General features: G+C 62.2%; 13 protein-coding genes. 5 read left to right on the plus strand and 8 right to left on the minus strand.

What is annotated here, in order from left to right:
- Nucleotide 1 precedes the first annotated feature (1 nt).
- From IAE37_RS18145 to IAE37_RS29090, 3 genes are all read left to right on the plus strand, one after another.
- Nucleotides 2-2,359 (plus strand): bacteriocin immunity protein, encoded by a 2,358-nt coding sequence (locus IAE37_RS18145; protein ID WP_236410039.1) that lies wholly within the window; start codon nucleotides 2-4, stop codon nucleotides 2,357-2,359.
- A 3-nt stretch (nucleotides 2,360-2,362) separates the two neighbouring features.
- Complete coding sequence (locus tag IAE37_RS18150) at nucleotides 2,363-3,256, plus strand: DUF6708 domain-containing protein (protein WP_201175743.1); 894 nt, start codon at nucleotides 2,363-2,365, stop codon at nucleotides 3,254-3,256.
- A 419-nt stretch (nucleotides 3,257-3,675) separates the two neighbouring features.
- Nucleotides 3,676-4,149 carry a DUF6708 domain-containing protein gene (locus IAE37_RS29090; RefSeq protein ID WP_328822756.1) on the plus strand — a complete coding sequence of 158 codons (474 nt, stop codon included), beginning with the start codon at nucleotides 3,676-3,678 and terminating at the stop codon, nucleotides 4,147-4,149.
- 31 nt (nucleotides 4,150-4,180) lie between these two features.
- Here the strand turns inward: IAE37_RS29090 and IAE37_RS18155 are convergent, their stop codons facing one another.
- Complete coding sequence (locus IAE37_RS18155) at nucleotides 4,181-5,350, minus strand: MFS transporter (RefSeq protein ID WP_236410040.1); 1,170 nt, start codon at nucleotides 5,348-5,350, stop codon at nucleotides 4,181-4,183.
- Nucleotides 5,351-5,577: 227 nt separating this feature from the next.
- Between IAE37_RS18155 and IAE37_RS18160 the strand changes: the two genes are divergently transcribed.
- Nucleotides 5,578-6,726, plus strand: coding sequence for a M14 family metallopeptidase (locus IAE37_RS18160; RefSeq protein ID WP_201175744.1), 1,149 nt, complete (start codon nucleotides 5,578-5,580; stop codon nucleotides 6,724-6,726).
- 22 nt (nucleotides 6,727-6,748) lie between these two features.
- Here IAE37_RS18160 and IAE37_RS18165 read toward each other — a convergent pair whose 3' ends face one another.
- From IAE37_RS18165 to IAE37_RS18195, 7 genes are all read right to left on the minus strand, one after another.
- On the minus strand, nucleotides 6,749-7,720 hold the full coding sequence (locus tag IAE37_RS18165) for a Csu type fimbrial protein (protein ID WP_201175745.1): 972 nt from the start codon (nucleotides 7,718-7,720) through the stop codon (nucleotides 6,749-6,751).
- Nucleotides 7,717-10,056, minus strand: a complete 2,340-nt coding sequence (locus IAE37_RS18170) for a fimbria/pilus outer membrane usher protein (protein WP_236410046.1) — start codon at nucleotides 10,054-10,056, stop codon at nucleotides 7,717-7,719. The genes IAE37_RS18165 and IAE37_RS18170 overlap by 4 nt, the downstream gene beginning before the upstream one ends.
- A 65-nt stretch (nucleotides 10,057-10,121) precedes the next feature.
- Nucleotides 10,122-10,898, minus strand: coding sequence for a fimbrial biogenesis chaperone (locus IAE37_RS18175; RefSeq protein ID WP_201175747.1), 777 nt, complete (start codon nucleotides 10,896-10,898; stop codon nucleotides 10,122-10,124).
- A gap of 42 nt (nucleotides 10,899-10,940) precedes the next feature.
- On the minus strand, nucleotides 10,941-11,444 hold the full coding sequence (locus IAE37_RS18180) for a Csu type fimbrial protein (RefSeq protein ID WP_201175748.1): 504 nt from the start codon (nucleotides 11,442-11,444) through the stop codon (nucleotides 10,941-10,943).
- Between the two features lie 3 nt (nucleotides 11,445-11,447).
- Nucleotides 11,448-11,981: a Csu type fimbrial protein gene (locus IAE37_RS18185; protein ID WP_201175749.1), complete on the minus strand. Its 534-nt coding sequence runs from the start codon at nucleotides 11,979-11,981 to the stop codon at nucleotides 11,448-11,450.
- A 20-nt stretch (nucleotides 11,982-12,001) separates the two neighbouring features.
- The gene (locus IAE37_RS18190; RefSeq protein ID WP_201175751.1) at nucleotides 12,002-12,538 is read right to left on the minus strand and encodes a Csu type fimbrial protein; all 537 of its coding nucleotides are present in this window, start codon (nucleotides 12,536-12,538) and stop codon (nucleotides 12,002-12,004) included.
- A gap of 27 nt (nucleotides 12,539-12,565) precedes the next feature.
- Nucleotides 12,566-13,096 (minus strand): Csu type fimbrial protein, encoded by a 531-nt coding sequence (locus tag IAE37_RS18195; RefSeq protein WP_201175752.1) that lies wholly within the window; start codon nucleotides 13,094-13,096, stop codon nucleotides 12,566-12,568.
- A 270-nt stretch (nucleotides 13,097-13,366) separates the two neighbouring features.
- Here IAE37_RS18195 and IAE37_RS18200 point away from each other — a divergent pair, with 270 nt between their 5' ends.
- Entirely contained in the window at nucleotides 13,367-15,616 is a 2,250-nt protein-coding gene (locus IAE37_RS18200) for an ATP-binding protein (RefSeq protein ID WP_201175753.1), read from the plus strand.
- Nucleotides 15,617-15,626 lie beyond the last annotated feature (10 nt).

The raw sequence follows: 15,626 nt of genomic DNA on the forward strand, positions 1-15,626 counted from the left end.
GCTGCCCATTGGCAGACTAACGGCCATGGCGCGCCATTACCCCTACACCCAACCGAAGATCCCGGCGGTGGTCGCGCTGAGCGATGCCGAGGGCATGGCGCTGGACCTGAGCCTGACGGTTTCGGCTTTCCAGCACCAACTACGCGACCTTAGGCCCGACGAGCAACTGGAATACACCAAGCCGGCGCAAGGCGCCGAGCAGGCCGGAGTGCCAGCGTGCTATCAACTGGATGCCGAGCGGCTCAGCCAGAAGAGCCGTGATTTCCACCATCGCAATCTGGTCGCGATGCTCCTGAACAAGACCTTGGAAAGACTCTATCCCGCTGACTCTCCCCCGCCAGAGTCGGCCGCACAGCGCTTGTTGCTGCGCTCGGCGAAGCGCAACTGGTCAGACGCTGAAGCGCGCTTCCGTGCCCTGACCCACGAGGACTATTCGGAAGGCGGCGCGCGTCTGGGGCAACGCATCGATACTGCCAAGTACCTGCAATACCTTGATGATCGGGATGAAATGGCCAAGCACCTCGCAGACCTGCGCAAGCTGGCCTTGCAGGCCAGCAACGATCACGACATCTGGCTGGCCACTGCCGAAAACCCGCACGTTGACGACCCCTACAGCCTGGCGGCAGCACTGGCGTGCTATGACCGTGACGAACAGTCCTCGGCCCGCGGCCTGGAGATGTCCCTGGCGTTGCTGATCCACCCCATGAGCCTGCCCGCCCCCGGCACCGAAGAGCACGACTTGCGCTTCAAGCGCCTGGAGCAGTGGCTGGACCAGCATGACAGTCCGCTCTATACGGCATTGGCACCGTTCAACCCCTTCAAAGACAAAGCCGACGCGGTCGGAACTTTGCTCGGCGCTAGCGACAATGTCATCGAAGGCTTGGCGGGGCGCTTCCCAGCCATGGCAGGGATCACCGATCTGACCGCGCAGTCCGTGACCACCGTGCTGCTCAAACGCATGCGCGGGGAGACCCGCTGGAATGCGAGTCATAGCCTTCGCCAACAGATGCAACTGGCCGCTCGGGAGGGCAACCTGGAAAAGGCGCTGGGACTCTTGGCTGCTCGCTACAACGTTACCGATCAGCTGATCAGCAACGATCCGTTCAGCCAGGAGGTGGAGCGGTATCTGAGAAGTGGGATGGCGCAGGTTGAGGAAATGAGGCAACTGCGCATCAGCGGAAGTCGGAGCATCGCGCTGGAACTCACCACTACAGTAAGATTTAAACCTACCTTCCTGGGATTACTTACCTCAGGAGGCGGAGGCGCTTTGAACGGCGCCATGCTTTGGTTCAACGTGATTTCGCTCAAGTCCGCCTATAACAGCCTGCAGACCAGTAATGCGCCTGAATATACCACCGGGTTTGCCGCTTCGATCTTTGGCGTGATAGGAGCCGCTTCCGCGACTTTAATCAGCACGCGAGCAGCACAAAAAGCATTGGTACTGAGGCTCGGTGCTACCATGCCAGGATTGGCGTTTGGCAATGCGTTTATAAATTTACTGAGTAGCAATTTATTTGCGCGCCTAGCAGGTTACCCGACGATAATTTTCAGTCTGTGGTCTGATTACGAGAAATATACTAGACAAAAAATCAACGGTGACAAGGTAGCGGCTGACTACACTCTCTATGGTGGCGCTACATCAGCAATCGGTTCTGTAGTACTCCTAGAGGGCGCATTAGCATTAGCCGGCCCCACGGCGTTCATCCCGTTCGCAGGCTGGGCCGCTGCCGCCGTCGTGCTACTCGGCGCGGGGATTTTTATCGCGGGTTTGTACCTTCACTCCAAGGCCCACGAGCGCTTACACACTCCGATTGAGCTTTGGGCCGCAAGAAGCTATTTCGGTACCCGGCAAAATGATGGGGAGATCCGACCTGGCATCAAACTGACTAGTGACAGAAAACTAAAAAGTTTTGGAAATATAAATGATGAAATCAAAACTTGGTACGCCGCGACTTATCGCCCCATACTTATATCGAACAGGGAGGCGCACAGCCTCGGACTTGGCCATCTTGATAGCGGGTGGTCTGACCGCACCACACTGCTTTACCCTAATCGTTCAACGACGATTAAAGACGAACTTGCTCGTTACTCAGAGTCCGCGGAATTCACAGTACTGCTGCCGGACTTCGTACCGGGAGTTAGCGACTGGGAAGCAAGATTCAGTACACCGACTGAGAATTCCTGGATTGAATTACCGCCAGCACCGCCAGAATGCTACATCTCAAGAGCAGGGTTGGTACTAAACTTTAAACTCAAAATTACCCCCCATCAATCCGTCACGCTCGACCTCAGTTTCTACCCCAATAACGGCATTGACGAAGCAGCCAACTCAACGCTCACCACTACCCTTGAGAAATAATACATGCCTACCCACTGGCTGTTCACACACCATTCCAGCACATCAGCAACACCGCAAATCAAGGGCCAACTCATAGACGCTAGCCCTCTACTCCTAACTTTGCGCAACCCCTGGGTCGCGGACTCTGTATTCATGGGAAAAATTTATACAGCCATGACTATAGCAATGATGCTGGTGGTTTATCCAGACGTCCTCGATCCAAACTACCGAGCCCACGTTCTTACTGATACGAGTGCAGCGGTCATTTATCTTCTCCTACCATTGCTCTTCACACCATTCATAGGATACCGATTGAATTATGTGAAAGGCTTATCGAGTATTTACCTGAACAGGTCCACGCAGAAACTCTACTTCCAGCGATTCAGTCAGCTGATTGTCTATGACTGGCGACAAACCGCGGGCGGCATTATGAAACGTACCGAGTTTGGCGGCGCATCCTTTAGCACTCAGTACGCCCTGGCACTAGCACCACGCCGCTCAGACGGCACTCTCCACCAAAAAGACTGCCTTTGGATCGACAGCAACGAACCCACCGCCCCTGACATCAAGCACGTAGCCGAAGTCTGGGAATACTTGCGCCACTTCATGGACCACGGCCCCGACAAACTCCCGTCCCCTAGCGAACCGAACTGGTGGCACAGACCGCTGCACGCCATTTGCCTTCCCCCATCAGAAGCCTGGCGCCACTATGCCCCCTGGCGTACCGGAGAGCCCGGCGAAATGCAAGGTAAGAAGAATTGGCAACTGCCCTTCTGGGCCGTGCTATTCCCTTACAACTTCTCCCTTGCTGTCTGCTGGTACCTGATCTGCCGCGCATTCAACGTCCACGCTGCCCCTGCGCCTCCAGAAGCTTTCGAAGAAGCCCCCATCAAACCAGGCATAAGGAAACGCTCATGAGCACCAATCGCATGGGTTGGCTATCGCCACGATTGCCCATCCACGGCGGCATCGGGAATAACCAATCCAGCAAAGTGGCGCACATGGACATAAATATCTCATAGCGCAACCATCTTCCAAACTTAGCGAAACCCATTATGCATAGTTATCAATTTTCGCGACGATGCCCTGGATGGTGCGAAGACCTCCCAGGCCCCAATGATCCGCCCTTGATAGAAAGCGATCTCGGCAATCAACCTCCCAACCACCAGGATCACATCTATCTTGAGATCCCTCGTTCCAGCGTACCCTCTAGAAACTGGCCACTGTTCACCATAAGCTTGACTAGCCCGGCCCCGATAGTTTTCTTAATCCCGCTATCAATCGGGGAAATTGAACTAAGTCTTCTGGGGATTTCTCTTTACATGTTGTGCAGCATCATGAATTTTCATTTGTTCCGAATTAGCCTATCACCTCCGCTTGACGAGCCAATCCGTTTCAACCGCGCCCGACAAAAAATCTACGCTTACAACTTCAAGTACAGTCAATGGAATCCTCTCGCCAAGCAGTGGGGCATCCACCCTGTAAGCTACGATTGGGCACAGCTCCGCGCCGAGCGCTGGGATCTATCTGGCGGACACCACACCATTCGAGGCGTCACATTGTCTGTCCTGCACCCCGAAACCGGCCGAGTTATCGACAGATTCATGCTCAGTATCAACGGCTCGAATCAGCACGTATGGGCTTATATCTGCAACTACATGCAAAAAGGCCCCTCTGCCCTACCGCCTCCGGAGCCCCCCATAGACCATGACGACATACTGTGGTGCGAGCTGGCCTCCCGCCTGGCGCCGAAAGTAAATTGGCCAGCATCACTGGATATCGAATCGCGAACACCACCCGCCACTCAATAGCCAGAGGAAAGGTCGCCCCACGTTGAACCAATCAGCCCCCTTGATGTTCGCGCGGCGCTGCGCCCATCCGCCTCAACATCAAACAGCCGACAACATTCGTCCCAAGCAAAATCAACACCAAGCTCAGGGGCAAGGCCATTTCAAAACTCGCCACCAAACTACTCAACGTACCCCCAATCGCCAACATCATGGTCGTGCTTAACGCAGTTGCCGCTCCCCCTCTTTCAGAATGACCACTCAACGCACTGGTCATCGCCGCCGGGCGCAGGATCGTGGTTCCGGTCGTGCAGAGGATCATCGGTATCAGCACACCTGAAACCGAAAGCCCTTGCACCGCGTGCCACACCGCCAATAACAGCCCGGCCCCTCCGATCAGCCTCAACCCCATGCTCACCTGCAACTTTGGATCGAGCCTGCGATTGATCTGCCTGGCGATCCAGCCACCGATGAAAAATGAACAACCGTAGCCCACGAACACCCACGAATACGCCAGGCTGGATAGCCCCAGCCGCTCCATCAGCAACAGCGGCGAAATAACGATGAACGAGAAATGGCAGGTGAACCCCAAGGCATTGATCGTCGAATAACCGAGAAAAGGCAGGTTTTTCGCAAGCACGCCGTAGCTATGAAACAGGCCTCTCCCAGCCGGTGCCGTCGGCCGCTCCTCTACCACCACCATCACGATAAATGCGACGAGCACGCCTATCATGATGAACACCACGAACCCGCCCCGCCATCCCAAATACTCCTGCAAATAACTACCCGCAAGCGGTGAAAGCGAGATGAACAAACCGCTGGCACTCGACAACAGGATGCGCAGCGCGATTCGCTCACGACCTGGGCAGTTATCCTCTACAAGCGCGTGACTCAAGACGAAACAACCACACCCCAGTGCCTGGATGATCCGCATGGCCATAAATACGGGGAAATTGGGCGCAACCAGGCAACCTACGCTGCCACTCACTGCGACCGCAAGCCCAGCGAGAAGCAATCGCTTGCGCCCCATCCGGTCTGAAAGAGGTCCGATCAGGATCTGCGCCAGGGCAACACCCAAGGCGAACGTGCTCACCGAATACGATATCTGCCAGACCTCGACTTGGTATTCGCTCGCCAGTGCCGGAAGGGACGGCAGAATGACGTCCAGTGGGAAGACGCCAAGCAGACTCATCAACAGCAACAGAAGGATGTGGTATCGACTCAAAACAGGCTCGTTGTGTCGTCAGATCGGAAGCACCGTCGCGCCTCACCATCTTACGTTTTTCCACAATGATCCAAAGCGCCGAACCACAGCGAAACCTCCGAGAGCGCTGTGAGAATCTTCCCAACCTAACCGCTTTGATCGCCCACTTGCCGTGCTGGGCCAACCCCGATACGCCGTCCCGGTGTACAGTACCCCCACAACAAAGCCCTCCCAAGGAGCCCCCGCCCATGACCGCGACGCTGTCCCCCCTGCACATCGACTGCGACTTCGACTCCGGCAACATCCAGGTCAAGGACGCCAGCAACCCGTCCCGTGTCCAGCTGGCCATCCGCCCGGACTCCAACAGCGGCCACTTCCAGTGGTTCCACTTCAAGGTCAGCGGCCTCACCCCAGGCCAGGTCCACCGCTTCAGCCTGGACAACGCCTCCGAGTCTTCCTACAAGAACGCCTGGACCGGCTACCACGCCGTCGCCTCCTACGACCAGCAGACCTGGTTTCGCGTGCCCAGCCAGTTCGATGGCAAGGCGCTGTCGTTCGAACTCGAGGCCAGCCACGAGCAGGCCTGGTTCGCCTACTTCGAGCCCTACCCTCGCGCACGCCACAACCAACTGATCGAGCGTGCCCGGCAGATCCCGGGCGTCGAGCTGTTGGCCAGCGGCCGCAGTGTGCAGGGCCGAGACATTCCGTTGTTGCGCGCAGGCGACGGTGCCGCAGGCAAGCGCAAGCTGTGGCTGATCGCCCAACAGCACCCGGGCGAACACATGGCCGAGTGGTTCATGGAGGGCGTGATTGACCGCTTGCAGGCGAACGATGCGCAAGTGCAGCAGTTGCTGGCCAAGGCCAACCTGTACCTGATTCCGAACATGAACCCCGATGGTGCCTTCCTCGGCCACCTGCGCACCAACTTCAAGGGCAAGGACCTGAACCGGGCCTGGCAGGACGCGAGCGTCGAGCTCAGCCCGGAGGTGTTCTTCGCCCAGGCGCAGATGAAGCAGTACGGGGTCGATGCGTTCATCGACGTACATGGGGACGAAGAAATCCCGCATGTGTTCACTGCCGCGTGCGAAGGCAACCCGGGGTATACCGAACGCCTGGCGAAGCTGGAGGAACAGTTCCGCAGCACGCTGAGCAGCCTGACCGCAGACTTCCAGACCACGCACGGCTATACCCGCGACGAACCGGGGCAGGCCAACCTGACGCTGGCGTGCAATGCGGTGGGCCAGGCCTACGACTGCCTGTCGCTGACCTTGGAGATGCCGTTCAAGGACCACGACGATGCGCCGAATGCACAGACCGGGTGGTCCGGGGTGCGATCCAAGGCGTTGGCGGGGGCGGTGCTAGAAACGTTGCTGAAAATGGTCGGGGATTTGCGCTGAGCGAGGCGAGCTTCTGTGCAGGCTAGAACTGCACATCGAGAATCACGCTGTCGGTATAGGTCGCCGCCGGCGGCGTGGCCTGGTCGGTATAGACCTTGGCGTTGTAGTTGAATACCTGGCTGCCGGTCCCGGTACCCGCACCGGGGTTCACGTCGGCATCGCTGCTCGAACGCCGGGCAGTGCTGACCGAGCCCCAGCGTACGCTCCCGGCGCTCTTGAAGATGTCGTAGGCCAGGTAGTCGTTGGCACTGGACTTCATCCGCCGCCGCCCACCGGCAACGTTCTGCCCGTCATCGAGCCCGACCGTATAGCTGCTGCCCTTGGTGCACGACAGGCTGATGCTCTGGTTCACCGTGCCGAACCCCGCCACCACTGGCGCGCTGGCGAAGTTGATGTTGGGCGTGGTGATCTGGCAGTCGTTGCTGACCGTCAGGGTCACGCTGAGGGTCTGGCTGCCGGAACCGATATCGCGTCCCAGGCAGAGACTGCCGACCCCGATCCCCGAACAGTAGTTCCAGTTCCAGGCAACGGTCAGGGTCTCGCGGTAGACCCCGGCCGCGACGTTGCTGCCGACCTGGGTGCGCAGGTAGAGGGGCACGGCCTTGGGCGTGGTGCCGTTGAGCAGCCCGAGCAGGTCGAGGATCCCATTGCGGGCGAAGTCGAAGGCCACGCCGCGGGTGATCGGGTAGCTGGTGCTGTTGTCGGCGTACAGGGTGTAGTTGATCACGTCGCCCGTGGGGCCCACCAAGCCGCCCGACGTCGGTGTAATGGTGGCGTAGAAATGGTCGCCGGAGGTGAGCAGGCTCAGCAACGAACCGGTGCACTGCAACCCGGAATTCAAGGTCGATGCAGACTGCACGGTGGTGCGCACCTGGGTCGAGTTGAGGGTGCCGAAGGCTGCTGGCGTGGTGGCCACCGACGCACACAACGCCCAGGCCGGATTGGCCAGGCACAGGAGGCCCACCAGCAGCCCCCCACGCAACCAGGCGCTCATTCGCATGGCAAAGGGCCGATCAGCGGAATCGAGCCCTCCTCGTGCGGCAGGTCGAATTCGACCGAACAGCGACCGCCGCCTTCCACTTCCACCAGCAAGCGATTGTGCGGCGACAGGTTCTCCAGATAGACCAGGCCATCCCAGCCCACCACCGCCCGGCTGCCACTTTCTTCGTGGGTGACGCGGCTGCCGAGCTTGAGCGGCTGTCGGTTGCCATCGACCAACTCGATGCTGGCCGCCAGCACCCGGCGCAGCGGGAACTCCAGCAGGTAGCCGCTACCCCGGCGCACCGCCACGCGTTGCTCGACCTGGGGCGCCAGCACGTCCGGCGGCAGGTCCATCGGGTCGATTTCGTATTTGCCGCGGTAGTAGCCGCTGCTGTACGGCACCAGCAGGTGGCCGTTGCGATCGGTGCGCCCGACCGTCTGGTTCTCGTAGCTCACCGGCACATCCCCGTAGCCGTTGGTGCTGACCACCACGAAGGCATCGTCGATGCGGTTGGCGGCGAACACCCCGGCGTCCATCCATACCAGCGAGCCGCTGGCGTCGGCCCAGCGGGTCATTTCGCCGCTGTTGCCATACACACCTGCCTGCAGCTGCACGGACTGCAGGCGCCAGGTGACATCGGCCTGGCGGTAGGCATCGCGATCGCCACCCGTGGCGTAGCCGAGGTTGTAGCCCACGCCGCCACCCACCGGCACCGCGCGGCTGTAGTTGACCCGCTGCAGGTCCTCGCCTTCCTTGCTGCGTTCCATGCTCAGGGCCAGGGTGCCGTTATTGAAGTCGAACGGGATCATCAGTTGCGCCTGCATCGCCCAGGCGCTGTCGCCGACCTCGCGGTTGGCCGACAGGTACAGGCTGGTGGCGCCCCACAGCGGCTTGCTCCAGCTGAGGTTGATCAGCCGCGTGCGCGAGCCGTCGCCGGCGCGCACGTCGAAGTAACCGGCGCCGACGCTGCCGTACCGGTCGAGGTTGAGGCTCAGGGTCACCTGCTCGCTGCTCTCGCTCAGTTGCAGGTCGGGCGTGTCGACCCGCGACAGGTCGGCATAGTCGCCATGGCGTTGCAGGCGCTGGAAACTGAAGCCGATACGCTGGCTGTTGTACTGGTAGCCCAGAGCGGTCTGGTGACCCTTTTCACCCTCGAACTGGCTTTGCGCGAGGGCGGCATTGAGCACGCCGACGTTGCCCAGGCGCAGCGTGCCACCGAGGCCGCCGAGCAGCAGTGACTCGGCGGTTTCCAGGTGGCTTTCCAGGGTTAAGGTGTCGCTCAGGCCATAACGTAGGCTGCCCGAAGCCACGCCCGGGCCATAGCCGAAGTCGCGCACGCCGTAGTCGCGGCGCAGGCTACCGGCTGCCACCGAGAAGTCCGACAGGCCTTTCTGCAGGAGGCTGCTGGTGACGTAGAACGGCAAGGTGGTGGACACCTGCCGGCCCAGCGCATCGGTGGTCACCACCACCGCCTCGCCAGCACCGTTGATGAACGGCACGTTGGTCAGCGTATAGGGGCCTGGTTGTAGCTCGGTGGTGCTGGACTTGTAGCCGTTGATGAACAGATCGAGCGAAGTCGGCACCGCCGCCTCGCCGGCAAAGGCCGGCAATGGGTAAGTGACCAGGTCCGGACGCGCGGCGAAATCACGCGACAACTGCAAGCCCCCGACCCGTACCGAACTGGTCCAGGGCAAGGCGCCGGTGACGAAATCGCCGGCCTCGTAGGTCAGCAGGCGCTGCTCGTCGGTGAATTGCCAGGTGGTGTCGTAGCGCAAAAAGCCTTCGCGGGTATCGGCATCGGGCGCGCCATTGAACGATTGACGCCATTGCCCGGTGGTAGAGAACGTGCCCCAACTGTCGAACACGCGCAGCTCGTTCCAGGCGGCCAGGTAGGTGCCGCCGTCATCGGTGTCATTGAGATAGGCGTCGTAGTTGAACAGTGCGCCGAAGCTGCTGTGTGCTTCGTTGGCCGGATATAGGTTGCGATCACCCACTTGCTGGTCCGGCAGCCAAGCGGCCGGCACCTGCAGCAGCAGGCGCTGGTTCTGGCTGTCGTAGTCGGTGTGCAGACCGGCCACGCTGTCCAGGGCCACCTCGCCCTGGGGGTCGCCTGGCAGCTTCACGCCCGCCGCGCGCAGTACGTCGCTGCCCAGGAACAAGCGCCCTGCCCGCTGCTGCACCGGCACCAGCTCAGCCTTGGGCATCTGGTTCACCAACAGGTCGAGATACAAGGTGGCATCGGCCACCGCCGCTGCTTCGGTGGGCGGTGGCGGCAGGTCGTCGGCCACGCCCAGGCCCGGCCCGCACAGAGCCAACCCCAGGTACCAGTGGCGGGCGGTCGATGACAGGCATTTCACACACGGTTTCCAACCATCGTCGGGTCCTCCCTGGGCCCCACTTCATTCGATTGCAGCTAGCGCCCTTGCTGAATGGCCTCGGCGCTGGCCTGGCCATTGACCCGACCTCTGAGCACGCTGGCGGCATTCGCCGCTGCCGGTGCTGGCCAGCGCATGCTGGCCCCGGGCAGCACGTAGCCGAGCAAGCCTTCGACCAGTGGCTTGGCCTGGCCGCCCTGCTGCATCACCACGTCGGTGAGGCGGGCATGCACCGGGCCGGTATTGCGCAACTCCACATAGGGCTTGCCCTGCACCATCACCGGCCGCCAGCTTAGCTGTGGCTTGCCGACGCCGTCGGCATTGCGTTTGCTTTCCGGGTCGGGCTTGCCCCACAGGCCGTCGCCGTAGACGAACAGCGGCACGGAGTAGCGCATCTGCAGGCGGATCGCCGCAGCGGTGCCCTTCTCGGCCGCATCGGCCGGCAACGACGAGGGAATTTCATCGATGATGATGCGATAGGCCTGCTCCTGGCCGGCCGGCGACGTACCGGTGCGGGTCAGGCGGATCAACTGCTTCTGCCCCGGTGGGATATTGGCCACCGGTGGGCTGCCGATGATCTCGCGCTGGGCCTGGAACTGCTCCTGGTAGTCGCCCTGGCGCCAGGCGAACACTCGCACCTGCAGGCTGGCCGTCGCCGTGCCGCGATTCTCCAGCCACAGCGCGCCGGCTTTCTGGTCGGCTTCGAGCACCGGGTCGATCGGCCAGATCAGCACCGATGTGGCCGCTCCTGCCGGCAGGCTTGCCAGCAGCAGCAATCCGATCATTCCCTGCACCCATCTCGTGCCTGCCTGCATGCCTCTCTCCTCGTTATTGTCGTACTGGTCGGCACCGGCCATTCACCAGGTCACCGTCACTTGCACTGCATCGGTATAGGTTCCTGCTGGCAACGTGCCAGGCAGTTGGGTGCGCCCGTACACCGGTAGCTTTATCGCCGTGGCGTCGGTGTAGCTCACCGCCACGCTCTGGCCGATGCCCAACGCCTGGGTGTAGGCGGCGTCCCGGTAAAGCTGGTAGGCGAGCAGCTGCGTGCCTGCGCTGCGCTTGAGATTGCGCGTGCCGTTGGCGCTGTTCTGGCCGCCGTCGAGGCTCATGCTCAAGGCCACACCCGGGGTGCACTGGAAGGTCACGGTGGTGCCGCCCAACGACGTGCTGAGGATGCCGGTGGACAGGGCCGACCGGGTGCCATAGTTGAGCGTGCCATACTGGGTCACACCGCCCACCACCAGGCAGCCGGCGACGATCTGCGCCGTCACCTGGAAGGTGCTGGTGGTAGCGGCAGGCAACGGCGCCGCCAGCAGCAGCGCGCCTCCTGCAAGGCAAGCCGACAGGCCGCGGCGCATGGTTCAGAACGTCAGTTCGACGGCTACCGTGTCGGTGTACACCCCGGCCGGCAGGCCTGCCTTGCCGCGTGCCTGGCCATACAGGTTGACGGTCTGCTCGACGCCGGTGCTGGTCGGCAAGGTGATGGTGCCGTCGATCGCCAGCAACTGGGTATGCCCGGCATCGGTGTAGAAGTCGTAGGGCACGAAATTGCCCGCGCCATCGGCCAGGGCCCGGGTGCCACCGGTCGACTGCCCGTCATGGGCGCCGGCACGCACGCGGATCGACGGCACGGTGCCGGACGAACACAGGATACTCATGGCCCCACCCGCCGGGCCCAGTACCTGGGCGTTGGCGGTGCCGAACAGGGCATCCTGGGTACCAAAGTTCAGGGCACCGAAATTCAGCCCCGAGGTACCGGCGCTGCCGTTGACCTGGCAGGCCGAGGTCAGCGTCAGGGTCGAGTTGATGGTGCCGGTCACGGTGGCCGCATGGGCCTGGGACGCCAGCGCCAGGCCGAGGCCTGCGAGTATGCAGCGGGTGGTTTTCGTTGGCATGTGTCAGTCTCCTTGCGTTGCTACCAGTCCAGGGTCACCCTCAGGGTGTCGCGGTAAAGCCCAGCGGGCAGCGAACGCGGTTGCGCCACCACTACGCCGTAGATGGGGATCGGGATCTGCCGACTGCTGTTGATGGTGAAGGCGCGGGCCTGGCCGATGTCGTAGCGGCTGTTGCCGCCAGGGTCGATCGCCAGTTGATAGGGGATCAATTCGCGGCCGTTGCTCAGCCGCCGCACGCCGTCGCTGCCATTCAGGCCGCCATTGATACGCACGTTGAAAGCCCTGACCTCGGGCGTGCAACTGATCTGCAGGCTGCCTTCGCCGCCCACTTCATCGACCCGCGTGCGCAGCGGCTGCTCCCAGCTCGGACCACGTTCGCCGAAGTCCATCAGACCGGGGTTGGCAAGCGTCGCCGGCTGCTGGCTGCCGCTGTCGATCTGGCACGCGGCGCTGATCACCAATCGCGCCTGGATGAATCCGGAGGTGGTGCCATGGGCGCCGACCGCAGGCACCAGCAACGGCCCCAGGGACAGCAGCAGGAGGGTGGATCGATTCATGGCGACGCTTCCTTGTACATGGCGGCCCTACCAGGTGACCGTGACTTTGAGCAGGTCGGCGTACAGCCCGGCGCGGGGTACCCACGCGACCTTGTCGATTCGGGCGTATAGCGGGAGCTCAACAGAACCACTGTCCGGTACCCGTGCCGACTGCGCGATGCCCACTGCCAGCGGCTCGCGCCAGGCGGCGTCGCGGTAGAGCCGGTAGGGAATGGGGCGTGCCTGCTGATCGTCGTTCGCCAGATAGCGCAGCTCGCCGACGCCGCCATGCTGGCCGCCGTCGACCCGCACCTGGTAGGTGGTGCCCGGATTGCATTCCAGACGCGGCGGGCGCTGGGCCAGCAGTCGGCCACTGAGCGGCGCGCCAGCACCATCCAGGCGCGCAGCGTTGCCCAGGTCGATCACACCCAGGGCTTGCGCACCCGCATCGCGCTGTTGGTTGATCAGCATGCAACCACGCTGCACCTGCATCCGTACTTCCACCAGAAAATCCGCGGCCAGGGCAGCACTGGAGCTGCCCAACAGGCCCAACAGCACGGCCAAAAAGCGTACAGCCACTGCACTATCCTTCTCGATATCCCTTGTGTTGAACGTAGCAAGCAGGGGTCGTTGCGCCATGACTCTTTGGTGTTAACGCCAAAGACCTAGCACCCGTAAATAAAAGCCGGAAGAATTTTTTACCGTTGCGTCGAACCCATCAACATCCTGTGTCTCCAATGGCCATGGGCCGGCAAAGCACCCGATATTCTGGTACGGTGCATGACGGCCACCGCCCTGTACCAGGCGCACGGACCTTGCCCGGGCAGAAAAAAACGGAGTGTTTTACCCATGACTGCAGACAACGCCTTCGCCGAGGCCGTGGAACGCTGCGCCCAGGAGCCGATCCAGATCCCCGGCAGCATCCAGCCCCAGGGCTTTTTGCTGGTGCTGGACGAGCAGGACTTGCGCGTGCTCCAGGCCAGCGAAAACGTCGAACGCTGGCTCGGCATAGCGGCCAGCGACCTGATCGGCAGCCGCTTCGACGAGCTGGTCAGCGAGGGCTTCGACTTGCGCGCCAAGCTGGGCCACCTGCCCGAGGACGAAGTCTTCCCCTTCCATATCGGTGACGTGCGCCTGCGCAGGGCCGCGCCGTGCGGCGAGGTGCTGCGCCTGCTCGCGCACCGCCACGACCAGGTGCTGATCACCGAGTTCGAGCCTTCTCGCCTGCGCTCCGGGCTGGCCGACCAGGGCGACTACTATCCGCTGGTGCGCGGTTTCGTCAGCAGCCTGCACCATGCCGATACCCTGGAAGAACTGCTGCAGCAATCGGTCGAGCAGATCAAGCGCATCACCGGCTTCGGCCGGGTCAAGGCCTATCGTTTCGATGCCGAAGGCAACGGCCAGGTCCTGGCAGAAGTGGCCGACCCGGGCTACCCGCGCTACCTTGGCCTGTGCTTCCCGGCCTCGGACATCCCGCGCCAGGCCCGGGAGCTGTACCGGGTCAACCGCATCCGGGTGATCGAGGACGCCAACTACCAGGCCTCGCCACTGCTGCCGGTGCTCAACCCGCGCACCGGCAAGCCGCTCGACATGAGCTTCGCCGCGCTGCGCAGCGTGTCGCCGGTGCACCTGCAGTACATGCGCAACATGGGCACGTTGGCCTCCATGTCGCTGTCGATCATGGTCGATGGCGAGCTGTGGGGCCTGGTGTCGTGCCACCACGAAACATCCCGCCCGGTCGACTTCCGTACCCGCACCGCCTGCGAATTGCTGGCCAGCGTGCTGTCGTTGCAGATCGAATCGCGCGAGTCCCACGCGTATACCCGCAAGCTGCTCGACCTGCGCCAGCACATCGTCCAGATGATCTCCTCGATGGCCGACCACGACAGCGTCAGCGAAGGCCTGCGCGACCTCCCCGCGGTGCTGTTGGAATTTGCAGGGGCCAGCGGCGCAGCGGTGATCTCCGCCGAGCGCTGCGACCTGATCGGCCAGACCCCCACCGCTGCCCAGGTCAATGCGCTGGTGCACTGGCTGGCTGAGCGTGGCGACGACAGCATCTTCCAGACCGACAACGTGCGCCGCGACATCGACGCCCTGCCCGAACTGGCCGGCCACGTTGGCGGTGTCTTGGCCGTGCCGATTTCGAAGATTCACTCCCACTATCTGCTGTGGTTCCGCCCCGAACAGGTGCGCACGGTGGACTGGGCCGGGCGGCCAGGCAAGGAGGTCGGCCCGCAAGGCATGCTCAACCCACGGCACAGCTTCGATCACTGGCGCGAACAGATCAGCGGCTACTGCACGCCCTGGGACCCGTTGATCATCGAAGGCGTGGCCGAGCTGCGCCATGCCGTGCTCGGCATCGTCCTGCGCAAGGCCGAGGAGCTGGCGCAGATGGCCGGCGAACTGCGGCGCTCGAACAAGGAACTGGAGGCGTTCTCCTACAGCGTGTCCCATGACCTGCGCGCGCCCCTGCGGCACATCGCCGGCTATACCGAGCTGCTCGGCGAAATCGAAGGCCAGGGCCTGAGCGACCGAGGTCGGCGGTTCTTGCAGCACATCGAGGAGGCCGCGCAGTTCGCCGGCACCCTGGTCGACAACCTGCTGAATTTCTCGCAGATGGGCCGTTCGGCGCTGCGCCTGTCGGATGTCGACCTCAACGCGCTGGTGCAGTCCATCCGCAACGAGCTCGCCCCCGACTACCAGGGCCGCGAGATCGTCTGGGAAATCGAAGCGCTGCCCAAGGTGATCGCCGACCCGGCGTTCATCAACCTGGCGCTGCAGAACCTCATCGGCAACGCCATCAAATACACGCGTGGAAGGGATCCGGCGCGCATCCACATCAGCGCCGTGGAGCATCCGGAGGAAGTCGAAGTGTGCATCCGCGACAATGGTGTCGGTTTCGACATGGCCTACGTCAACAAACTGTTCGGCGTGTTCCAGCGTCTACATCGCATGGAAGATTTCGAAGGCACCGGCATCGGCCTTGCCAGCGTGCGCCGCATCATCGAACGCCACGACGGCCGGGTCTGGGCCGAAGGCCAGCTTGACCAGGGTGCCAGCTTCCACTTCACCCTGCCCCGTTCCACTTCGTCTACCTGAGGCATCCGTA

This window comes from Pseudomonas sp. S31 (assembly GCF_016648105.1).
In the GTDB taxonomy this organism is placed as follows: domain Bacteria; phylum Pseudomonadota; class Gammaproteobacteria; order Pseudomonadales; family Pseudomonadaceae; genus Aquipseudomonas.